Raw genomic sequence first — 22,677 nt, forward strand, 5'->3', positions numbered from 1 at the left:
TGGAGGGAGACCTTTTCCAACGGTTGTCGGGCCAATTTGGTTCCTTCAATCGATGAAGACGCCCACACTTGCGGCGCGTCCGGCTGAATCGATGACGGTCAGTTTCGAATAGCCGCCGCCATCCGGCAGCCATTGTTGGGTGCGCCGGCGGGAAAGATCGGGCAAGGGCTTGCCGTTGGCGAGCCAGCGGAAGGGCGCGCGGCCGCCCTGCAGCTTCAGCATCAGCGGCGAGAGGCCGCCCGCCTTTGCGCCGAGATCGATATGGGCGCCCTCGGGCGGAAAGACGATCTGCGGCGCGGGCTCGCGGCCGGAGGCGACGAGCAGGCCACTGGCGTTCAGTGCAAAACGGCGCTGGCTGATCGGCAGTTCGGACTGGACAATGCGGACGGCGCCCGCCGGCGCACGGGGCAGGGGCGTCGTCGCGATGCCGGATTTGGTGAAAGCCTCGAACAGGATGGGTGCTGCGGTGCCATAGCCGGTCAAGCCCGGCACGGCGCTATTGTCGGGCCGTCCGACCCAGACGCCGAGCACGTAACGCCCGTCATAACCGACCGACCAGGCGTCGCGATAGCCGTAGCTCGTGCCGGTCTTATAGGCGATGCCGCGCTGCGGCGCGCCGGCCGGGGGAATGACGCCGGAGAGAATATCGGCGACGTTCCAGACCGCGACCGGGTCCAGCAGCGGTTCGCCGTCGAGTTTGCCCGGTGTGCCGGTGACGCCGTCGCCGAGCCGTGCCGGCTGGCCGCGATTGGCGAGCGCCGTATAAAGCTGCACCAGATCCTTCAGCGTGATGCCGACGCCGCCGAGACCGATCGCCAGTCCCGGTGCCTCGTTCGGCGGCAGGGCCGGGCGTACCTCGGCGCGGCGGAAGCGCACCAGCAGCCGCGACGGCCCGACGGCGTCGAGCAACTTGACGGTCGGCACATTCAACGAGAGCTGCAAGGCCTCGCGCACCGTGACATCGCCCTGATAGCTCATGTCGAAATTGCGTGGCCGGTAGCCGAAGAAATCGGCCGGCCGGTCTTCGATGATCGTCTCCTGGGAGACAAGCCCCTGCTCGAAGGCGAGCCCATAGATGAAGGGCTTCAGCGTCGAGCCCGGCGATCGGTGGACGCCCGTCATGTCGATCCAGCCGGAGCGGCTGGCGTCGAAATAATCGGCGGAGCCGACTTCGCCGACGATCGCGCCGGTCTGCGCATCCGCCATCACCATGGCAAGCGAAAGCTTCGGACCGAGTTTGGTCGTCGCTGCCCGCGCAACCGATTCCAGCCCCTGCTGCACCTGCTTCTGCAACGTCGTCTGATGCTTGAGAGCGGCCGGCTGCCGGCGGCGGGCGGCTTCGGCGAGATGGGCGGCAAGGGCAGGCAGCTGCATGCGCCGGGGTGGAATGGCGGCAGCTTCGGCCCGTTCCGCCTCGCCGTCGCCGACGGCGTCGGCCACTGCGACACGGTCGAGCACGCGCTTGCGCGCCTCCTGCGCCGCCTTGAGATTGCGGTCCGGCCGACGAAGTTCCGGCAATTGCGGCAGGGCGACGAGCAGCGCAGCCTCGCCCACCGTCAGGCGGCGCGGCTCCTTGCCGAAATAGGCAAGGCTGGCGGCGCGCACGCCCTCGAGGTTGCCGCCATAGGGCGCATGGGTGAGATAGAGGTCGAGGATCTCCTCCTTCGACAGTCGCCGCTCGATCTGCACTGCGCGGGCGAGCTGCCGAAGTTTTGCGGAAAACGAGCGTTCCGCGCGCGGCTCGATCAGCCGCGCCACCTGCATCGAGAGCGTCGAGGCGCCAGAGACGATGCGGCCGTTGCGGACGAACTGCAGGCTGGCACGCGCCAGCGCCCAGATATCGATGCCGCCATGATCGTAGAAACGCTGATCCTCGTAGGCGACAAGCATGCGCAGGAATTGCGGATCGACGTCGGCGACCATAGTCTTCAGCCGCCAGCGGCCTTCCGGCGTTGCGAAGGCGCGCAGCAGCTTCCCATCGGCATCCAGCACCTCAGGGGAAACTACATCCGCTTGGTCGAGCGGTGGCGGAAAAGCCCGGTCGGCGGCGTCGAGCGCGAGGAAAGCCGCGCCGGCGAGAACGATGCCGGCGGCGGACCCGATCGCGAACTTGTGCCACAGCCTCATTATTGCGCTGCTACGACCTCCATCTTGCCGGTCGCCGTCCGGGCCGAGAGATCCGGCCTGTACATGTCCTCGACGCTCGCGGCCGGATGGTCGTAGGTGCCGGGGGTGACGGCGCGCACTACATAGGCGACATTGAATTCACGACCGTCGCCCGGTGCGCGGTTGAAGGCGGCGACAAAACGGTCGTAACGGAATTCCGTATGGGCGGCGGAGATTTCCCCAATCCAGTCGAAATTCGTCATCTGGGCGCTGTCGACGAGGTTCGGATTGTCGATCTCGAAGCCGGCGGGCAGAAGGTCGGTGATGACGATGCGCGACGGCCAGTCATTGGTCTCGCGCACGTGGATGACAACCACGTAGCGCTCGTTCTGCTTCGCCTCGCTGACATTGGCCTGTTCGCCGTCGAGCGTGTAATAGCTGCGCTCGATGAGGAAGCCGTCGCCGCCGGCCGGCAGCGGCACGGTGGGGGCGGCAACGGTGGTGACGACAGCCGAGATCGCCTCCTTCGTCTGGTTGGTCAGCGTCAGCGCATGACCGGCGAGCGCATCGCCGGTCATGCGTGCCATATAGGCGCCGCTATGGGCGGCGCCATTGACATCGACCTTCAGCCCGTCATCGCCGCCCTGGATGGCGCGCGCGGCAAGCAGCATCCAGGTCTCTTCCTGGGTGCTCTTGTATTTGCTGCGGCCCCATTCCTTGGCGACGGCCTTGGCGAGATCCGGAATGACGGGCGGCACCGGCCGGCTTTCGGCGGCGAGCGCTAGGATCGCCGCACCGTCGCGCAGGATCGTGCCGTAGTCGGTGCGCGACAGGTTCACGCGCGACACCATCGACTGCTGCGACATCTGTAGCGCGTCGATGAAAATGTTCTTCGAACGCTGGGCGTCGCCATAGAGCGCCAGCGCGGCGGCGATGTGCGCCTTGGCAAGCGGCGTAGGGAAGTCGTTGATCATTGTGTCGGCGTAATAGCGCAGATCGCTGATCGCGGCCTTCTTGTTGCGGGCAAGAACATAGACGGCATAGGCGATCTGGTCGCCCTGACCCTTGATGTCGGTGGTGTAGGAGAGCGTGTTCTGCAGGTTCTCGAGCGCCTGCACGAAGGCCTTTTCCGGCACGTCATATTTCATTTCGCGGGCCCGCGTCAGGAAATCGGTGACGTAGCTATCGAGCCAGACATCACCCGAATCCGGTCCCCAAAGGCCGAAACTGCCGGCCGAGGCCTGGTAGGAGAGCACGCGATAGATCGCGTCCTGCACACGCTTGTGCACGTCGTCGTCGTTTTCGATGCCGGCCTGCTTCGCGACTTCCGCGAGATAGAGCAGCGGCAGCGCCCGGCTGGTGGTCTGCTCGGCGCAGCCGAAGGGGTAACGGTCGAGCGTCATCAGCAGTGCCGGGATGTCGAAGGCCGCCGAACGCGTGACGTTGACGCTGATCGAGGCGCCGGGCAGCACACTGTCGGCCAACAGGTTCTTGTCCACCGTCAGCTTGGCGCCCGGCTTCAGCGCCAGCACCCTGCGTTGGGTGATCGGCAGTGAGGAGGGGCGCACCGGCACGTCGACGGTCTGGTCGAGCGAAAGGCCGGAGGCGTCGGACAGGTTGATCGAGACGCTGCCGACGCCCGGCTGTTTGCCGATCAGCGAAAGCGTCAGCTCGGACTTTGCGCCCGCCTCGAGGCGGATCGTCTGCGCGGCGGAGGCTTCATCGATGCCGACCGCGTCATTGCCTGTCAGCTGCAGCTTGTAGTCACCGGCCGGCGCATCGGTATTGGCGATGTCGAGGCGCAGATTGGCCTTGTCGCCGGGTGCGAGGAATTTCGGCAGGCTCGCCGTCACCACCACGGGATCGCGGATGATGACGTCCTTGACGCCGTGGCCGACACCCGTCTTCGACCAGGCGACCGCCATGACGCGCGCCGTGCCGTTGAACTGCGGAATATCGAAGGTGACCTTCGCCTTGCCCTCGGCGTCGAGCTTGACCGGGCCGGAGAAGAAGGCGACGAGCTTCTGCGTCGGCGGGCTTGCCTGCAGCGCAATCGCGCCGCCGTCGCCGCCGGTCCGGAGCTTGCCGGTCGCGCCCAGAGAGCCGTCGATCAGCCGGCCATAAAGGTCGCGGATCTCGAGACCCAGCTGGCGCTGGCCGAAATACCAGTCTTCCGGATTCGGCGGTTCGTAGCGCGTCAGATTGAGAATTCCGACATCGACGGCGGCAACCGTCACATAGGCATCCTCGTTGGCGCCCGCACCCGTCACCTGCAGGCCGATATCGAGCGGTCCGCGCGGCAGCATCTTTTCCGGCGTGTCGAGCTTTACCTCAAGCGCGCGCTGTTCCGGATCGACCTTCAGCCACTTGATGCCGATCGAGCGCATCGGCATGTGGCTGTCCTGCGCGTCGCCCGGGCGGAAGAGCGTTGCCGTGACATAGGCGCCGGCACCCCAGTCCGCCGTGACCGGGATGTCGATCTCGCCGCCGGTCTCGCCGACAGTGGCGTTCTCTACGGCGACGAGCTTTTCGGTTCCGGCCGTCACCATCAGTTCGCCGCCGTAGCGCGACGTGATTTTCAGCTTGGCGGTTTCGCCGATCTTGTAGCTGTCCTTGTCGAGGGCGATCTCGAGGCCGTCCGGCGTTTCGGTCGACGTCGAGGCGACGAACCAGCCGGCGTCGAATTCCACGCTGGAGGTCGGGCCGTCGGCGTCAGGGCTTTCCACTTCGAGGCGGTAGCGGCCCCAGGTCACCGGCACGGATATCTTGCCGCCATCCATCGTCGCGTCGACGCTGCCGTTGGAAATCTGCTCGGCAGTATAGACCGGCTCGTATTTCCAGGCCGTCCCTTCGCGATACCATTGGTATTCTCGGTTGAGGCTGTAGAATTTCCAGCGAAGGCCCTTGCTCTCCTGCTTCTGTCCGTCGGCGTCAACGCCGATTACCGTGAAGTTGGCGATGGAATTCTCGGGCAGCTCGTCGGAAAATTCCGGCTTGATGCCGATCGAAGCGCGCTCGTTCTTCACCGGAATGACAAGCGAGCGCTCGATGGCACGCCCGCCCGCTTCCTGCATGCGCATATAGACGGTGGCGTTGAGCAGCTGCGTCGTTGCCGGCAGGTCACTGACGGTGAGGTCGGTCGTCGCTTCGCCGTTTTCGTCGAGTTCGGGCAGCCCGTCGATCGGCAGGCGCGAATCCTCGTTCGCCTCCTCGTCGGCAAGCCCGAAGAAGAAGCCCTTATAGGCGGCGCTCTCACGCGTCGGCTTGACGACGACGTCGCCCTCGAGCGTCAGGCCGGCGGCCGGAGCGCCGTAGAGATATTTGCCTGAGATGGTGATGTTCGCTGGCGTATCCGGGCCGATCTCCTTGGCGTCGGTCTTGATCTCCATGTCGGTGCGATCAGGCACGAAATCATCGACCAGGAAGCTCTTGCTGGCAATCGCGCTGCCTTTCGGATCGGTGTAGATGTTCATCGTCCAGGTGCCGCGCATGGCGTTTTCCTGGGTGGCGAAATCGACGGAGTAACCGCCGAGATTGCTGGTCTGGCTGACGATCCGGCGGTGTTCGACGCCATCCGGCCGACTGAAGATGAAGGTCAGCGGCAGGTTCTCGATGGCATTGCCGTCGGTGTCGCGGGCAAGCGCCTGGGCATGCACCGTTTCGCCGGCGCGGTAGATGCCGCGCTCGGTAAAGGTCAGCACGTCGATCGCGCCGGGTGCGGCGCGGCCGGTCACGCCGCGGTCGGAAAGGTCGAAGCCGGCGCGCGTCATGTCGAGGAAAACATAGTCCGACGTGCCGTTCTTGGCGGCGATGACGGCGGGCGTCAGCGCCGCCGTGCCGCGGATCAGGCCGGCAGTGAAGGTGGCGCGGCCGTTTTCGTCGGTGGTCGCCGTGCCGAGCACCTCATTGTTCTTGGCAAGCAGCTGCAGCTCGACGCCTGCTATCGGCTTGGCCGAGGCGAGCGAGCGGGTGAAGACGTTGAGCCCGTCGGTGCCGGCATAGGTGCTAATGCCGATATCGGAGACGAGGAACCATTGCGTCGCCTGTGAATCCCATTCCTGCGAAGGGCCGGTTCCTGCCGTGGCAGTCATGACGTAGATGCCGGGCTTGCGCTCGGGCAGCGCTTCGTCGACCGGGAAGCTGGTGACGACGTCCTTGTTGAGCTCGTTGGCGATTTCGATCGAACCCTGCCAGACGAGTTCACCGCTCTGGTCCTGGATGTTCTGGGCGCTGTAGCCGTCGAGCTGGCTCAGGAACTGGGAGTTCGTCAGCAGGGACGCGATGCCGCGATCGCCGATGCGGTAGAGTTTGAGATTGGCCGAGGCGAGGTTGACTGAGACGATGGGGATGCCGCGGCGCGCCGTCGAGGGCAGCACGAAGCTGTCGCCGGTGAAACGCACCATCTGGCTGCGATCCTTGATGTAGACGTCGATGCTGACAGGCGCGTCGAGCGCCTCGTCGACGGATGACGGCAGGCCGGTGCGGAAGGTGATCTTGTAGGTCTGGCCGTGCGTCAGCCCCTCGACGCAGATCTGCTTGTTCTTGGTTTCGACCGCCTTCGGCGCCTCGCCGTTCAGCGTCACGAAGGGCGTGTAGTCGGTGGTCTTGACCAGCGCCTCTGAGAAGGTGGCGCAGGCCCGCGGCGTGGCGCTGTCGGCATCGACCGTATGTTCGGTGATGCGGAAGCCCTGCGTCGCTCTGAGCTGTACGTAGGCGGTCTGCACATCGTCGGAGGCAACCAGCGCCAGGCTCGCCTTATAGGCGTCGAGCGCCGGGCGATAATTGGCGTTTCGCTCGAGAGCGGTGGCGAGGACGGAGAGCGCTTCGGCGCGCTTGGCCTTGGTGCGGGTCAGCTCGTAGCCGTTCAGCGCGTCGAGCACCGCTTGCCCCGTGACACTGCTTTCCGTGCTGCCGTACGAAATGGCGGCGCGGGCTGTTTCCAGCCACAGATCGGCATCGTCGGGCGTTATCGACAGGGCGCCATGGAAGGCGATCAGCGCATTGGTCAGATTGTTGTCGGTCATGTCGAGACGGGCGGTGGCCGTCAGGCTGTCGAGGCTCTGGCCCTGCTGGCCGTCGGTCAGGGCAAGTTTATCCTTGAAATCGTGGGCCTGCTCTATGAGATCGTTGCTGAGGAAGGTCAGGCGCGGCGCAGCGCCGATATCCGGTTCCTTCTGAGCTGCCGTCTCGACGATCTTGCCGGCGATAGCGCCGGGGAAGGCGTTCATCGTCTTGAAGTCGGATTTCAGGAAGCACCATTTCACCTTGGGATTGTAGGTGAAGGCCTTGCAGCTCTTATCGCCGATGCAGGAGGTCTTGCACTGGTCGAGCGAAACATTCTGCTCGGTGCGAAGATCGAAGCCGAAGAAGTCGGCATCGTTGATCGTCTGGATGTCGCGCTTGGTCTCCGCAGCGGCAGTTGGAAGTCCGACGGCAATTGCAGAGAAAAATGCGACGGTGGCGAAAGCAAAGAACGAGCGCACGGACATAAGTTCCCCCCGGAATGCTGGCTCTGATCGGCGGCACTCTCCTCACTCCTCACGAGATTGTCAACTCAACTTGAGCGTTGTTTCATCCTCAAACACACGCTTTCATTTGGTTGTCACATCGGCGCTGAGCGGCCGCCTTGTGATTTGCGGCTTTTGCGAGGATGAGCAAGGATTTGCGCGACCGACAGGAGGTAGACCGACACCAATCTCTTCCAACCGCGGGGAACCATACCTTGATCCTCGCCGCGGCTGCTGTTCTTGCTCGGCGCGGCGTGGCCGCGCCGCCGGGGAGGCGGTCGTCAACTGATTTAAGCCCATCGGTTCCGGCGGCTGATCCTAAGGCATGATGTCGATCGGCGTATGGTCGGGAACGCGGGCCCAGATCTCGCGCATTTCCGCGTTGGTCACCGCAATACAGCCATCCGTCCAATCCCACAGTCGATGGAGCCCTCCGAGCAGACCCCAGCCATTGGGCAGCCCGTGGATCATGATGCTGCCGCCGGGCGGAAAGCCATTGGCTTCCGCCTCGCTCTGCTCTTTGGCGTTCGGATAGGAGATATGCAGGCTGAGATGGGCCACGGATTTCAGATTGCGCCAGTCTATCTGGTAACGCCCTTCCGGTGTTTTCTCGTCGCCTTCGCGTTGCTTGGGACCAGCATCGGCAGCACTTCCAAGCGAAATTTGATAGGTCGAGATCGGGGCATCGCCTCTGAGAAGGACCATGCGGCGTTCCGATTTATAAACGCGAATGAGGTCGGCCCGTTGCTCCGGCGGTGCATCCGGTGGCGGCGAGCCCGGGCCGATCCTGGCCATCACTTTCGTATAGGCGAAGAGGCTGACGGCCACGATGGCCAGAACGATAAGTTTGGTTCGCAATGGGATCCTCGATCGCCAGGCAGATGGAATAATCCGATCGTATCATTGCCCGCTCGCATCCAGAAGTAGGGGGTTGAATTTCAACACGTTCACGCGGCGGGTTTTCGCTTTGCCGGCTGCCCGTTAAGGATTTATCAACGTTAACAATATCTTAAATGAAAAAATTGGCGTTTCATCACGGAACATATCAGCCGGTTCGCCGTTACGACAATGAGTTTTGGCAGGGACAGGCTGCCGGAGCGGCTCCTTCTTTCGGAGTATGTGCGTAACGAGAGGACGTATCATGGCCACCAATGTCGTGCGGCGCTGGCAACGAGATGATCTCATGAAGCAGAGAGTATTGATCGTTGAAGACGAGTTCCTCATCGCGCTTGATCTCGGCGCGACGGTGGAAGGCATTGGCATGCAGGTCGCCGGCCTTGCCAATGACCGGGAACAGGCGTTGCGGCTGGCGCCATTGGCCGATATCGCCTTCGTCGACGTCAATCTCGCCGATGGCCCGACCGGGCCCGAGCTCGGCAGGCGCCTGGCGGAAGAACATGGTATCGCCGTCGTCTTCATGACCGGCAATCCAGAGACCGTCGCCGACGGCGTCAAGGGCGCGGTCGGCGTCGTTCAGAAGCCGGTGATGCCCTCGGTTGTCGAACAGCTGGTGAAATATCTTGCCGCGCGCCGCGTCGGTATGTTCGCGGTCGTGCCGGCGCAGATGACGGTCTTCACTTGATTGTGAGGGCGATCAGCCGGATATGGTCGCAAGCTGCGGCTCTCCGCCCGCCTTTTCGGCTTTCGGGGTGCCATACGCCTTGAGAAAGGTGCGCACGGCATTGCGCGCCGCCTTCTCCAGTTCTTCATTGGTGGGTGTGCCGCCAAACAGGGTCATCATCTGCAGGTCGGCATTGGCAAGCGCCACGAACTGCCGGGCAGCGACGTCGAAATCGTCGATGACAAGCACTTGGTTGTGGGCAAGGCGCGCGAGAAGCGCCGAAAGCGCGGTGGTCAGCTTGCCCGGCCCCTGCTGCCGCCAGCCTTCGAAGAGGTGCGGATATCGCTCGCCCTCGGTCTGCACCAGCTTGCGCAGGAATTTTCCATCATGATTGCAGATGCAGTTCTTGTTGAGGCGAACGGCAAAACCCGTCAATCCGTCTTCCAGATCATCGGCGCCGTCAGGGAAGGTCGACAGCACCGAGAAGAGCATGGCGTTGGCACGATTCATCACGTCCTCAACGACGGCGACGAACAGCGTCTCCTTTTCACGATAGTGATTGTAGATCGTCTGACGGGAGACACAGGCGACAGCGGCGATCTCGTCGATGCTGGCGGCCGCAAAACCCTGGCGGCAGAAGACATCGGCGGCGGCGTCGAGGATCGACATACGCTTGGCGCATTGTCCACGTTGCGTATGCCCCGTCATCCCCGGCGGTGTCATGCGATCTTTCATGAGAGCAAAGATAAGACGTCTTGACGAGTTAGACAATGGCGTCTAATTTTACAGGCGTGTCCAAGTTTATTGACACTCCTGGTTCCGCCGCTGGAGATATGAGCTCGCACTTCGTCTCCGCGCGAACGATCATCATTGAACCCAGCGCATCGGCGCGAAATCGGATCGATTTTCGGAAAGCACGATGCGCCATGCGGCGGAGCGAACATCCGGCGCCTCCGCTGCGCTTTTATGAAAGATCAGCATTATGACGGCTTCCTTCTTTCGCATTGCCCTTATTCTCGGCCTTTTGTCGGCCATCGGCCCCTTTGCCATCGACATGTATCTGCCTGCGTTGCCCTCCATCGGCCAGGACCTGCATGCCGATAACAGCGTCACTCAGCTCACCCTTCTCGCCTTCTTCATTTCCTTTGCGCTCGCCCAGCTCGTCTATGGGCCGCTGTCGGACATGTGGGGCCGCAAGCTGCCGCTCTATCTCGGCATCGGCCTCTTCGCCGTCGCTTCGATCGGCTGCGCCCTTTCGACGGATATCGAAACGCTGATCGCCTTCCGTTTCGTCCAGGGCATCGGCGGCGCCGCCGGCATGGTCATTCCGCGCGCCATCGTCCGTGACATGCACACCGGCGTCCAAGCCGCGCGGCTGATGTCGCTGCTGATGCTGGTCTTCTCGATTTCGCCGATCCTGGCGCCGCTGACCGGCAGCGCCGTCATCGAATTTTCAGGCTGGCGCGGTGTGTTCTGGGCCGTGACGATCGCTGCCGCAATCGGCCTCGTGCTGCTCGCCACACAGCTCGAAGAAACCCGGTCCGCCGGGGAGCGCAGCGGCAGCGGCCTCGGCAGCGCCATGAAGGCCTATCGCCTGCTGCTCGCCGACCGCAATTTCCTGACGCTGACCTTCATCGGCGGTCTCGGCATTTCGAGCTTTCTCGTCTATCTCGCCAACTCGCCCTTCGTGCTGATCCAGCACTATGGGCTGACGCCGACCGAATACAGCTTTGCCTTCTCGATCAACGCCGTCTCCTTCTTCGCGGTGTCGCAGGCGACCGGCTGGCTTGGGGAGCGTTTCGGCCTGGTGCGCGTCATGCGGATTGCCGTCAGCGCCTTTGCGCTGGCCATGATCGTCATGGCGGTGGTGATGGCTTCAGGCTTCAACCAGCTTCCGGTCATGGCGACCTTCCTGTTCATCGGCTATGGCTTCCTCGGCCTCGTCATTCCGACGAGTGCGGTGCTTGCCCTCGAGGATCACGGCGCGATCGCCGGCACCGCCTCGTCGCTGATGGGAACGCTGCATTTCGTCATCGCCGCCGTCGCCATGGTCATATCGAGCCTGTTCTTCGACGGCACCGCCGTTCCGATGGCCGCCGGCATCGCGCTTTGCGCTTTCTCGGCCTTCGTGCTGACCCAGGCAACAATCGGCCGCCGCGCCGCCGTCGCTGCCGCCGAATAGCCGGAAACAGGCCGCAGCCGGCAGAATCTTGCCTAGGTGACGGGCTCAGCTCGTCAGCGTAAAGGCGTCGCTTTCGCCGGGAACGAGCTCCAGCGGCCAGATCCTGTTGCGGGCGCCCTGCGGATAATGATCGGCATAGGCTGGCATGGTGGCGAGCAGGGTTTCGCCGAGCTGGGCGCCGAGATCGCGCAGCGACATGCGGAAGGACGTCAGCGACGGCTGCAGGAAATGGGTGCGCGGCTCCTCGCGGAACCCGACGACGGCAAGGTCGCGGCCGGGCACGATGCCCGCCTCGGCCAGCCTGCGGTAAAGGCCGATCGCCATCAGTTCGTGGATCAGGATGATTGCGGTCGGCCGCTCTTCGATCATCAGCAGTTCGTGACCGGCCTGATAACCGCCCTGTTCGCTCGACTTGACGCGAATGACCAGCGCCGGGTCGAAAGGAATGCCGTGCCGTTTCAGCGCCTGCCGGTAAGCGTCGAGAAAGATGTAGCCGAGGTTGATGTCGGAGGAGGGGGCGGCCACGGCGATCCGCCGGTGGCCTTTGGCAACGAGCCGGTCGACGCCGCGCGCCGCCACGCCCTCGAAGTCGAGATCCATCCAGGTATAGCTGCCGCCAGATGCGCTGCGGCCGAGCGCCACGAAGGGAATGCGGGCCTTTTCCAGGAGCTCGATGCGCCGGTCGGTGCGCCGTGTCGCCGAGATGATCATTGCGTCGACGAGCCGGCGCGCCACCATGCGCTTCAGATATTCGTGCGGATCCTCGTCATCGGGGCAGGGCAGCATGACCAGGTCGAGCTTGTGGCGGGAGAAGACGCTCTGCAGCCCGTCGGTGACGCCGAGGAAGAAGTCGTCGCTGTTTTCGACCGTCTCGCGGCTGACCTCGAGCATCAGCCCGATGACGTTGGTCATGCCCTGGCGGAGGCTGCGGCCCGACTGGTTGGCAACGTAGCCGAGCTCTTCGGCAGCGGCGAGCACGCGCCGGCGCGTGTCTTCATTAACGTCAGGCTTGCCGTTCAGCGCCCGGGACACGGTCCCGATCGAAATGTCGAGGTGCTCGGCGAGCTGGCGAATTCCCTTCATCTCCGACGATTTTCCTCCCGATCGGATCGCATTTGTCCTTTCTTGCCACAGGATGGCGCCTGCGAAAAGTCGGAAGGGCTTATGGCTTGAAGCTCTCGCGGATGACGAGTTCCGGGATGACACGTTCATGAGCCGGCGGCGCGTCAGGATTTTCAAGCCGCCGCTCCATCAGCTCGACGGCGCGTTGCGCCATGGTCAGAGGGTCCTGGCGGAAGGTGGTTAGCTGGTAGCTCAGCCAGGAGGATTCCGGAACGTCGTCGAAGCCGATGACGGCGATATCCTCCGGGATGCGCAACCGCGCTTCCTGGCGCGCGACATCCATCAGTCCGAAGGCGATCAGGTCGTTGGCGCAGAAGACGGCGTCAGGTTTTGTTCTCTCCGAGAAAAGCGCGCGGCCGGCGGCGACGCCGCCCTCATAATCGGAATCGCCGCCGCGTGCGACGACGACGGATGCGCCGAACGCCTGCGCCGTCGAAAGGAAAGCGTTTTCGCGCTCGACGATCGCAGGCGTTCTCGAGTTGGAGCCGATCACCGCCAGCCGCCGCCTACCGCTCTCGTAGAAGGCCGTCGCTGCCCTGCGCGAAGCTTCGGAGTTGCCGGCGCGGACATGATCGGCGTCTGGCTCTGAGCGGCCGATGACGACGAGCGGCTGGCCGTTTCGGTGGGCGAGTTCGAGGAAACTGGCTGGCGGCGAGCCGGACAGGATGATGATCGCCTCGGCCCGATGGCCGATCAGCATCTTCTGGGCGGCGAGCAATTCGTCTTCCGTTTGGCCGGTGTTGATGAGAATCGGAATGCTGCCGCGCCGGATCAGCGCTTTGGCAAGGGCGGCGGCCAGATGCGCGCGAAAACCCACTTCCGGCCGTGTGGCGACGATGCCGACGAGGCGGCTCTGATTGGCAAGCACACCGCGCGCCAGGTCATTGACGTGGTAGCCGAGTTCGTCAGCCGCCCGCAGCACCTTTTCACGCGTTGCAGGCGCAACGCTCGCGCCTGGCGTAAAGGTGCGCGAGACGGCCGAGCGCGAAACGCCCGCCAGTTGCGCCACCTGTTCGGCGCTGACGAAACGCATACGCTCTTTTTTCGGCGTCTTGCCGCCGTTTATGGGACCATCATTCATGGCTGTCAGCTATTGATTGTCTCTGACAGCCAGATGACAGGCGGCGGGGCGGGCGGAATTTTTTGCGATGGTGCTGTCGTCGGCATGCCGCACAAAAAACCGAGGCTGCGGGACGCAACCTCGGTTGAAGGCAAACCGGCGGCGATAAAACCGATGCCGCCGCAAAACTTCAGGAACTATTCGCAGACGCGGACCGTCTCGACATGATAGCCGCCGTCATAACGGTTGCGCACGTCGCGGTCCTCATACCAGCATCTCGGCGCCGGCTCGACATAACGAGGGCCCTCATCGATGTAACGAGGACCGCCATTGGCGATCGCGCCGCCGATCAGACCGCCAACGACACCCGCGGCAACGCCGCCTGCAATGATTCGACCGGTGTCATCATGATGACGGTCACGCGCGGCAGCAGGCTGAATAGCCGATCCAACAAGGGCCGTCGCGATCAACAGGCTGCTAATAATTCTCTTCATAATAATCTCCTCAGTGGCACTTGCCCCGGATAAAAGGCAAATGCGGCAGCAAGGCGTTTGTTCGTTCAAACTTTGCGACATGCGTTAACGCAAGTCATACCCGATCAGGTCGCCGATTCCGCTGCAGTGGTCTCTTCCAGCACATCCTCGGGTATATCGTCGAAAGAAGCGTAGTTGAGGTTATAAAGCCTGGAATAGAGCTTGCCGTTCTTCATCAGCTGGCGGTGGTCGCCGCTTTCGATGATCTCGCCGTTCTGCAGCACGATGATCCGGTCGGCTTCGCGGATCGTTGCCAGGCGATGGGCGATGACGAGGCCGGTGCGGTTTTCGAGCAGCTTCACCAGTGCCTTTTGAATCAGCATCTCGGTATAGCTGTCGATATTGGCGGTCGCCTCGTCGAGCACCAGGATCTTTGCATCCGCCACAAGCGCGCGGGCAAAGCTCAAAAGCTGGCGCTGGCCGAGCGAAAGATTGCCGCCGCGTTCGCCGAGAACGCTGTCGTAGCCATCGGGCAATCGCATGACGAAATCGTGCGCGCCGACGGCTTTAGCCGCCTCGATCACCTGTTCGCGCGTCGCCTCCACCTTGTGGTAGCGGATGTTTTCGAAGACGGTGCCGGTAAACAGGAAGGGCTCCTGCAGCACCATCGCGATCTCAGCTCCGAGCGAATCCTGGGTTAATTCCCTGACGTCGTGGCCACCGACCAGCACCTGGCCCTGCTGCACGTCGTAGAAGCGATGGATGAGCGACATGCAGCTCGATTTGCCCGATCCCGTCGGACCCACAAGCGCGACCGTCTCGCCGGGATTGACCTTGAAGTTCACATGTTTCAGCACCGGATGCTTCGGATTGTAGCCGAAGACGACATCTCTGAATTCCACCGAGCCGTCCATGTCGCGCGACAGGGTCTTGGCGTCGGGCGAGTCCTTGATGTCGACAGGAACGTCGAGCACTTCGGTCAGCCGCTGGCCCGACGCCATGGCGCGCTGCATCACCGAATATTGCAAAGTCAGCGAACGGATCGGGTCGAAGAAACGCTGGATATAGAAGAGGAAGGCGACAAGCACGCCAACGTCGAGCGCCTGGTTGAGAACGCGTGCGCCGCCGACGACGATGACGAGGGCCATCGCCACGCCGGTCAGGCTGTCGACGATCGGCACCATCACCTGGGCATAACGCGCCGCCGTCAGATGGGTCTTGAGGTTGGCATGCGCCTTGTCGTCGTAGAGGGTGAAGTTGACGCCCTGCCGATCCATGCTCTGAACGGCGCGCACGCCGTGGATGGCTTCGGCGAGCGCGCCGTTCGCAACCGAATTGGTCTCGTGCGCGGCCATGAACGACTTGCGTGCGAGCGGCAGCCAGAACAGCCGGACGATGAACAGCACCGGCAGCACCGAAAGCGTCAGCAGCCCCAGCTTGAAATCGAGATAGAGCATCACGAAGACGATGCCGAAAAGCAGCACGATGTCACCGACTGATAGCACCGAGGTTTCGAGGAATTCCTGCATCGAGTTGACGTCGCCCTGCAGGCGCGACATCAGCCGCCCCACTTCGGTCTTGTCCATGAAGGAGAGCGAGACGCGCTGGAGATGCGAAAACATCGCCTTGCGGATGTCGAAGAGCACCTCTTCCGCGACGTTGCCGACCAGCGTCTCCTGGGCATAGCTTGCCGCATAGTTGATCAGGATGGCGATGGTGAAGGCGGCGATCGCCCCGATCAGCGCCGAGTGATTGCCGCCCGGCGACATGCCGTGGTCGATGGCGTAACGGATGATCAGCGGGATCAGCAATTGCATCGTCGTGAAGATCAGGACGGCGACGACTGCCCAGGCGACCTGACGGCGATAGGGATGAACGAAAGCCCAGATGCGCTTGACGATGTTGCCGTCGAAGGCCTTGCCAAACATTTCCTCTTCGACGCGATGCGAACCGACCACCGCCCGCGGCGGACGGCGTCCATCCTCGCGAATGTCGGGACGTTCGGTTTCCAGTTCCTCGGCCATCACATTCCTCCTGCGGCCAACACAGGTGGCTCGCACTTTCATTGCGTCTCTCCTTCACCCCGGCGGGGGTGGGAAGGACGGGTAGAGACCCACCGGCTCGACCCCGGTCGGTGGCCCGAAGGGCGAATGAGGGCCGCACGGCACGCCCGTTTGCCTGTCGCTTCCACTCAGGGCATTCGTCGCTGTCGCTCCTCGCCCCTCATCGCCTCGCTTTGCTCGGCACTTCTCCCCAGTGGGGAGAAGAGGGAGTTACGCGCTCAGCACCTCGTCGCCCGGCCGCACCTGCAGGTCGTAGAGCGCCTTGTAGCGTCCGCCGAGCGAAAGCAGCGCCTGATGCGTGCCGCGCTCGACGATCCTTCCGTCTTCGACGAACAGGATCAAATCGGCATGCATCAGCGAGCTCAGGCGATGGGCCACGATGATCGTCACGCGGTCGGCGGCATAGCGGCGCATGGCGCTGCGAATGCGCTGCTCGGTGGCCGCGTCGATTGCCGCCGTCGAATCGTCGAACACCATCACCGCCGGCTTCAGCATCAGCGCCCTGGCGATCGAAAGGCGCTGCCGCTGACCGCCGGACAGCGAAACGCCGCGTTCGCCGACGACGGTGCCGTAGCCGGTGGGAAGGCCGAGCACGTAATTGTGCAGCTGAGCGCTTTCGCTGGCGCGTTCGATGCGGCTTTCCTTCGCCCAGGGATCGCCATAGGCGATGTTGTTCTCGATCGTCGTCGTGAAAAGGAATGAATCCTGCTGGACGACCGCAACCGCCCGGCGCAGCGACTGCAGCGTCGCCTTGCGGATGTCCTGGCCGTCGATGGTGATCCTGCCGCCCGTCACATCGTAAAAGCGCGGGATCAGATGGGCGATGGTCGACTTGCCGCTGCCGGGTGGGCCGACGATGCCGATGGTCTGGCCGCGCCTGGCTTCGAACGAGACATCGTGGAGTATGGTGCGTTTTTCCGAGCCGGGATAGGCGAAGCTGACATTCTCGAAGCGCAGCACGCCCTCCGTTACATCGAGCTTCCTGGCATCCGGCGCGTCCTTAATCGCGATGTCGAGGTCGAGCAGATTAAAGAGCCGCGTGCCGCAGGTGGAAGCGCGGGCAAAGGCATTGACCATCAGGCCGAGCTGGCGCACCGGCATCTGCAGGATGGTCATGAAGGTCAGGAACGAGGCGAGCGTGCCGACGGTGATCTCGCCCGACATCACCTTGCCGCCGCCGACCCAGAGCACGAGCCCCATCGCCGCGAAAAAGGAGAAGGTCATGGCGCTGGTGTTGACGACACGGATGCCGACGCGTTGATGCGCGAGCGCCAGTGCGTTCTTCGAGGCCGCCTCGAATTTCGACAGTTCGTGCTCCTGCGCGGCAAAGGCGCGCACGACACGGATGCCGCCGAGATTCTCCTCCATGATGCGGGTCAGCACCGACAGCCGTTCCTGCAGGTCGAGCCAGGTGGCGCGCAGCCTGAGCTGCGTTGCCGAGGAACGCCAGCCGACGAAAGGCACGAAGGAGAGCGCCAGCAAGCCGAGCACGACATCGGTCGACAGCAGCATATAGGCGCCGATGCCGATCAGGATCGACAGCAGGATCATGCGGACCAGCGCCGTCGAAAAATACATGCGCACGCCTTCGAGATCGAGCAGGCCGACGGTGATCAGATCGCCGGAATGAACCGTGTCATGAAAGCTGAAGGACAGGCGCTGGATCTTCTCGTAGCAGGCCAGACGCAGCTCGTAGCCCATGTGGTGGCCGACGGATTCGCTGTAGTAGTTCTGCACCATGGTGAAGAGACCGCGCAACACGCTGGCCCCGAGCAGGAGCAGCGCCGTGGTCAGAAGCGCGTCCTGCGCTGCCTGGCCCGCCACGCCGCCGCCTATCGCCAGCTGCGTGTGGTCGACGGCCTGGCCGAGAAGACGGGGGATCATCAGCTGGAAGGTGGAGGCGATGAGCGTGGCGCCGATTGCAAAGCCGGCCTGCCAGGGGTGGCGGAAGGCCATCACGGTGATGCGCACCAGTGTGTAGAGGCCTCGGCCCCAGCCTGCCGCAGTTGCAAGGGCCATCGAAGCCGAAGGCTTCGTCGCGCGTGTTGACGCTTCGCTGCTCACGGTATTTTTCCAATAGATGTGGTGCTCGGACGCTGGCCCGAAAAGACGGCAAATCCATGAAGGGATTGATAGCAGGGTCATTTTTGCCGATTCCGACCGGGGGTTCAAGTAAAGAATTCACTAACTGGTTATTTTTACGTGAGCCCGTCTCGCATCCCCCCGCGGGAACAATCGCCGCGCGGATGGGTTGCAGCATCAAACCCCTTCAGGCAACTGCTGCGGAGAGACCGATGCCGCTGAAAGCCCTTGCTCTCAACGCGACGCTGAAGACCGCTGATTCCAAGGATCCGTCTTCGACCGACCGGATGGTCGCTCTCATCGACAAGGCGATGTCAGAATATGGCATTGTGACTGAGGTGCTCCGCCTTGCCGATTTCAACGTCAAGCCGGGCGTCACATCGGACGAAGGCGCCGGCGACGATTGGCCCGATATTCGCGCCAAGCTGCTCGCAGCCGATATCCTGTTGATGGCGACGCCGATCTGGCTCGGCCAGCCGTCCAGCGTCTGCAAGCGAGCGCTCGAGCGTATGGACGCCTTCCTCGATGAGACGGACGATCAGGGCCGTATGGTCTCTTACGGCAGAGTCGCGGCCGTCGCCGTCGTCGGCAACGAGGACGGTGCCCACCATGTGTCGGCCGAACTCTACCAGGCGCTGAACGATGTCGGCTTCACTATTCCGGCAAACGCTGTCGCCTATTGGGTCGGAGAGGCGATGGGCTCCACCAATTTCGTCGATCTCGACAAGGTGCCGAAGGTCGTGACGAAAGCCGTCGACATGCTGGCGCGCAATACGGCACATCTGGCGGGCCTGCTGAAGGCGAAGCAATATCCGGGCGAGGGCGGCTGAAGCGGGCGCTGGCGGCGGTCAAATCTACAATCTCACCAACGGTTTAGAACAAGGCGCAATAAAGCTCTTGCCAGCTGTGCCATTTCGCGCTTTGATACACTACCAGTTTGATAGACTATCGGCGCGAGGAGCAGTTCCTCGTTCCTTTGCGGGCTCCTGGTTGGACCCGAGCTGCGGCGTGAACGGCCGCGTGACCCTCATCAACGCGTGAGCCGCTGTTTATGCGTTGAAACCTCGATCGACCTCAGGCTGCGAATGAAGCGCAAAGGAGTTGCGATGACGGTTCAGGGACTTTTTTCGGGAAGAGCCAAGGCTGCGGCGCAGATTTCGGCCGTGCCGCGCATAGCGATCGTCGGGCGCGGCTTCTCCGGAATGATGACGGCAATTGCGCTGATGAAGACGGTGCACGCGCCTTTCCACCTGCAGTTATTCGATCCGGATTCGTCGGTCAGTGGCGGGCAGGCGCTGGCCTCCGCCCGCGCCTCGACGATCCTCAATACCCGCGTGCGTGATCTCTCGGTTTCGGTCGGCGACAGCGACGATTTCAACGATTGGCTCTGTAGCAACGCCGCCTTCCGCGCCGCAGTGCCGGCCGCCATTCCGGGTTTCCGGCAGATATTCGTGCCGAAGGAGATCTTCAGCGACTACGTCTACCAGCGCTTTTCGGAAGCACTCGCCGCGCGCCGGGACATCACCGTTCAAGTCTGCAACGATCCTGTGGTGGCGATCCGCCGGAGCCATGGCAACCGCTTCCTGCTCGAAAGCGCCAATCCGGCCAATCCGCTGTTCGATACCGTGGTTCTCGCCACCGGCTACGGCCTGAGCGATCCGGATGCCGAGGAGCCGGGGCCTTCGCCGGTCAGGGCCCAGCGCCTCGTCGCGCGGCCGCATGCCGTGCTGCTCGGCAGCGGCATTCGCGTCGTCGATCAGTTGTTGCAGCTGCGCGATTCTGGTTATGCCGGCCAAGTGACGATCATCTCTCGGCGCGGCTTTCTGCCCCAGAGCCATACGCCGAATTCGGCCGACCCGGTGTTTCCGGCCGAAGCGCTGCCGGAGAGCCTGCCTGACATCGTGCGCTTCATCCGCCAGGCCTGTCGCGAGGCGGAGGAAGAGGGGCGCAGCTGGCAGTCGGTGATGAATGGTCTGAGGAAACATGCCCGCTCCCTTTGGAGATCGCTGCCGGCCCGCGACAAACACCAGTTCAACCGCCATTTGAGGGCGATCTACGACAGCCATCGCAATCGTCTGCCGGAGGCCATGCACCTGCGCCTGAAACGCGAGCTTGCCGAAGGCCGCACTGTGCTGCGCCGCGGCCGGGCCGGCCGCCGGGGCCTGAGCGGCCTGTTCTTCACGCCGGCCGGTTCCTCTGTCGAAGAGGTCATCCATGCCGAGCGCGTCATCGATTGCCGCTGCCAGGCGCCAGATCTTTCCGCGCCGCTGATGCAGAGCCTGTTTTCCGCCGGGCTTGCCATGCCGGACGAACTTTCGCTCGGAGTGGCGGTCAGTGCACGCGGCGAGCCCTTTCTGGAGGACGGTTCAACGGTCGCCGGCCTCTTTGCCATCGGCCCGCTCGGTCTCGGCAGCCTGCCCGATATCGACCTCGTGCCGGAGATCGTCTCGCAGGCCTATGCCGCTGCCGAGCGTATCGGCGAGCGGTTCCATCCGCAGGTCAGGGCCGTCTGAAAAAGTGTGATTTTTCGGAACTATCTGCCCCGTGCCGCGTTAAGGGCGCTGGTAACCGAGAGGGGCAGATGGAAGTGCTGGATCGACATGCTACGTCTCTTGATGAAGACGGGCGCTTTCGTCTTTTGGTCGATGCCATCACCGACTATGCCATCTATATGCTGAGCCCTGAAGGCATTGTCACCAGCTGGAATACCGGTGCGCAACGTTTCAAAGGCTACAAGCCATCGGAAATCCTCGGCGAGCATTTTTCTCGTTTCTACGTGGCAGAGGACCGTGCCGCAGGCGTCCCTGAGCGTGCCCTCGCAACGGCGGTGGAGCAGGGTCGGTTCGAGGGGGAGGGCTGGCGCCAGCGCAAGGACGGCAGCCGCTTCTGGGCGCATGTCGTCATCGATCCGATCCGGCACCCCACTGGTGAACTCGTCGGCTTTGCCAAGATTACCCGCGATCTAACCGAACGCAGGGCAGCCGAAAACGCGATCCGCCAGAGCGAGGAGCAATTTCGCCGCCTGGTCCAGGGCGTTTCGGACTATGCGATCTACATGCTCGATCCCGGCGGCCATGTCAGCAGTTGGAACTTCGGCGCCGAGCGCATTAAGGGCTATCAGCCTGATGAAATTATCGGACGGCATTTCTCGACCTTCTACACGCCCGAGGATCGCGCGGCCGGCCTGCCCGAGAAGGCGCTACACGTCGCGCGCGCCGAAGGCCGGTTCGAAAGGGAAGGCTGGCGTGTTCGCAAGGACGGCACCCGCTTCTGGGCCAGCGTCGTCGTCGACGTCATCCGGGACGAACAGGGTGAGGTGCTCGGTTTCGCCAAGATCACCCGCGACATCACCGAAAAGATGGAGACGCAGCGGGCGTTGGAGCAGGCGCGCGAAGAGCTTTTCCAATCGCAGAAGATGGAGGCGATCGGTCAATTGACCGGCGGTATCGCCCATGATTTCAACAATCTGCTTATGGCTGTGCTCGGCAGTCTCGAAATCCTGAAAAAGCGCATGCCGCAAGACCTCTCGCTGACGTCGCTGGTCGACAACGCCATGCAGGGCGCCCAGCGGGGTGCCGCCTTGACGCAGCGCATGCTGGCCTTCTCGCGCCGGCAGGAACTGCACATGGAGCCGATCGACGTCTCGGGCCTGGTGCGTGGCATGATGGATATTTTGAGCCGGTCGCTCGGTCCTCTCACCACGATCGAGACCTCCTTCCCGGTCAGGCTGCCGACCATTCTCACCGATCCCGCCCAGCTGGAGATGGCGATCCTCAACCTTGTCGTCAACGCGCGCGACGCCATGCCTTCCGGCGGCCGCATCGTGCTTCGCGCATCCGAGGAATCGATAACCGCAGGCAGGGGGCCGCTGTCGGCCGGCCGCTACATCTGTATCGCCGTGATCGATGAAGGCGAGGGCATGGATGCGAAGACGCTGGAGCAGGCGGTGACGCCGTTCTTCACCACCAAGGGTGTCGGCAAGGGCACCGGCCTCGGCCTTTCCATGGTGCAGGGTCTCGCAAGCCAGTCCGGCGGTCGGCTCATTCTGAAGAGCACCCTCGGCGAGGGCACGACGGCCGAGCTATGGTTTCCTGTCGTCATTGCCGAACAGGCCGCCGAAGCATCGGCCGATGTGCCGCAACGGCCGGAAAACCCGCCGCACGGGCTGCGCATCGTCGCCGTCGATGACGACGGCCTGGTCCTGATGAATACGACGCTGATGCTGGAGGATCTCGGCCACACCGTTTTCGAGGCGATGGCCGGTCCCGAGGCGCTCGACATTCTGCGCAAGGAGCCGGTTGATCTGGTCATCTGCGATCACGCCATGCCGCGGATGACGGGGGCACAGCTCGCCGAGGCGATCCGCAGCGAGTGGCCGAAGATGCCGATCATTCTCGCCACCGGTTACGCCGATCTGCCCGACGGCGCCGGCGCCGCCAATCTGCCGCGCCTCGGCAAACCGTTCTCGCAGGCGCAGCTTGCCGAAGCGATCAGCCGGATTGGCGTTTAACTGTAAGCCGG

Annotated in this window: 14 protein-coding genes; 5 read left to right on the plus strand and 9 right to left on the minus strand. The window is 63.2% G+C overall.

The window, feature by feature from the left end; genetic code table 11:
- Window positions 1-45: 45 nt before the first annotated feature.
- The 3 genes from pbpC to GA0061105_RS14500 all read right to left on the minus strand — a co-directional run bounded on the left by pbpC (window position 46) and on the right by GA0061105_RS14500 (window position 8,471).
- Complete coding sequence (gene pbpC / locus GA0061105_RS14490; protein WP_092751008.1) at window positions 46-2,127, minus strand: penicillin-binding protein 1C; 2,082 nt, start codon at window positions 2,125-2,127, stop codon at window positions 46-48.
- Window positions 2,127-7,595, minus strand: a complete 5,469-nt coding sequence (locus tag GA0061105_RS14495) for an alpha-2-macroglobulin family protein (RefSeq protein WP_092751010.1) — start codon at window positions 7,593-7,595, stop codon at window positions 2,127-2,129. The genes pbpC and GA0061105_RS14495 overlap by 1 nt, the downstream gene beginning before the upstream one ends.
- A gap of 336 nt (window positions 7,596-7,931) precedes the next feature.
- On the minus strand, window positions 7,932-8,471 hold the full coding sequence (locus GA0061105_RS14500) for a L,D-transpeptidase family protein (protein WP_092751012.1): 540 nt from the start codon (window positions 8,469-8,471) through the stop codon (window positions 7,932-7,934).
- A gap of 283 nt (window positions 8,472-8,754) precedes the next feature.
- Here GA0061105_RS14500 and GA0061105_RS14505 point away from each other — a divergent pair, with 283 nt between their 5' ends.
- On the plus strand, window positions 8,755-9,195 hold the full coding sequence (locus GA0061105_RS14505; protein WP_064695622.1) for a response regulator: 441 nt from the start codon (window positions 8,755-8,757) through the stop codon (window positions 9,193-9,195).
- Between the two features lie 12 nt (window positions 9,196-9,207).
- On the opposite strand, the gene GA0061105_RS14510 is transcribed toward GA0061105_RS14505, so the two are convergent.
- Window positions 9,208-9,945: a TetR/AcrR family transcriptional regulator gene (locus GA0061105_RS14510; protein ID WP_064695621.1), complete on the minus strand. Its 738-nt coding sequence runs from the start codon at window positions 9,943-9,945 to the stop codon at window positions 9,208-9,210.
- A 211-nt stretch (window positions 9,946-10,156) separates the two neighbouring features.
- On the opposite strand from GA0061105_RS14510, the gene GA0061105_RS14515 reads away from it, so the two are divergent.
- Window positions 10,157-11,356: a multidrug effflux MFS transporter gene (locus GA0061105_RS14515; protein WP_092751014.1), complete on the plus strand. Its 1,200-nt coding sequence runs from the start codon at window positions 10,157-10,159 to the stop codon at window positions 11,354-11,356.
- A gap of 45 nt (window positions 11,357-11,401) precedes the next feature.
- Here GA0061105_RS14515 and GA0061105_RS14520 read toward each other — a convergent pair whose 3' ends face one another.
- From GA0061105_RS14520 to GA0061105_RS14540, 5 genes are all read right to left on the minus strand, one after another.
- Window positions 11,402-12,439: a LacI family DNA-binding transcriptional regulator gene (locus GA0061105_RS14520; protein ID WP_064695619.1), complete on the minus strand. Its 1,038-nt coding sequence runs from the start codon at window positions 12,437-12,439 to the stop codon at window positions 11,402-11,404.
- Between the two features lie 79 nt (window positions 12,440-12,518).
- Window positions 12,519-13,559: a LacI family DNA-binding transcriptional regulator gene (locus GA0061105_RS14525; RefSeq protein WP_064695618.1), complete on the minus strand. Its 1,041-nt coding sequence runs from the start codon at window positions 13,557-13,559 to the stop codon at window positions 12,519-12,521.
- Window positions 13,560-13,735: 176 nt separating this feature from the next.
- Window positions 13,736-14,032: a hypothetical protein gene (locus tag GA0061105_RS14530; RefSeq protein WP_064695617.1), complete on the minus strand. Its 297-nt coding sequence runs from the start codon at window positions 14,030-14,032 to the stop codon at window positions 13,736-13,738.
- Between the two features lie 104 nt (window positions 14,033-14,136).
- Window positions 14,137-16,035, minus strand: coding sequence for an ABC transporter ATP-binding protein (locus GA0061105_RS14535; RefSeq protein ID WP_092751016.1), 1,899 nt, complete (start codon window positions 16,033-16,035; stop codon window positions 14,137-14,139).
- A 249-nt stretch (window positions 16,036-16,284) separates the two neighbouring features.
- Window positions 16,285-18,246, minus strand: a complete 1,962-nt coding sequence (locus GA0061105_RS14540; RefSeq protein WP_208601654.1) for an ABC transporter ATP-binding protein — start codon at window positions 18,244-18,246, stop codon at window positions 16,285-16,287.
- A 122-nt stretch (window positions 18,247-18,368) separates the two neighbouring features.
- Here GA0061105_RS14540 and GA0061105_RS14545 point away from each other — a divergent pair, with 122 nt between their 5' ends.
- The 3 genes from GA0061105_RS14545 to GA0061105_RS14555 all read left to right on the plus strand — a co-directional run bounded on the left by GA0061105_RS14545 (window position 18,369) and on the right by GA0061105_RS14555 (window position 22,666).
- Window positions 18,369-18,986 carry a flavodoxin family protein gene (locus tag GA0061105_RS14545; protein ID WP_092751018.1) on the plus strand — a complete coding sequence of 206 codons (618 nt, stop codon included), beginning with the start codon at window positions 18,369-18,371 and terminating at the stop codon, window positions 18,984-18,986.
- 276 nt (window positions 18,987-19,262) lie between these two features.
- Window positions 19,263-20,669 (plus strand): FAD/NAD(P)-binding protein, encoded by a 1,407-nt coding sequence (locus tag GA0061105_RS14550; RefSeq protein WP_092751422.1) that lies wholly within the window; start codon window positions 19,263-19,265, stop codon window positions 20,667-20,669.
- A 68-nt stretch (window positions 20,670-20,737) separates the two neighbouring features.
- Window positions 20,738-22,666 carry a hybrid sensor histidine kinase/response regulator gene (locus GA0061105_RS14555; RefSeq protein WP_092751020.1) on the plus strand — a complete coding sequence of 643 codons (1,929 nt, stop codon included), beginning with the start codon at window positions 20,738-20,740 and terminating at the stop codon, window positions 22,664-22,666.
- Window positions 22,667-22,677: the final 11 nt, after the last annotated feature.

This window comes from Rhizobium aethiopicum (assembly GCF_900094625.1).
Taxonomy (GTDB): domain Bacteria; phylum Pseudomonadota; class Alphaproteobacteria; order Rhizobiales; family Rhizobiaceae; genus Rhizobium; species Rhizobium aethiopicum.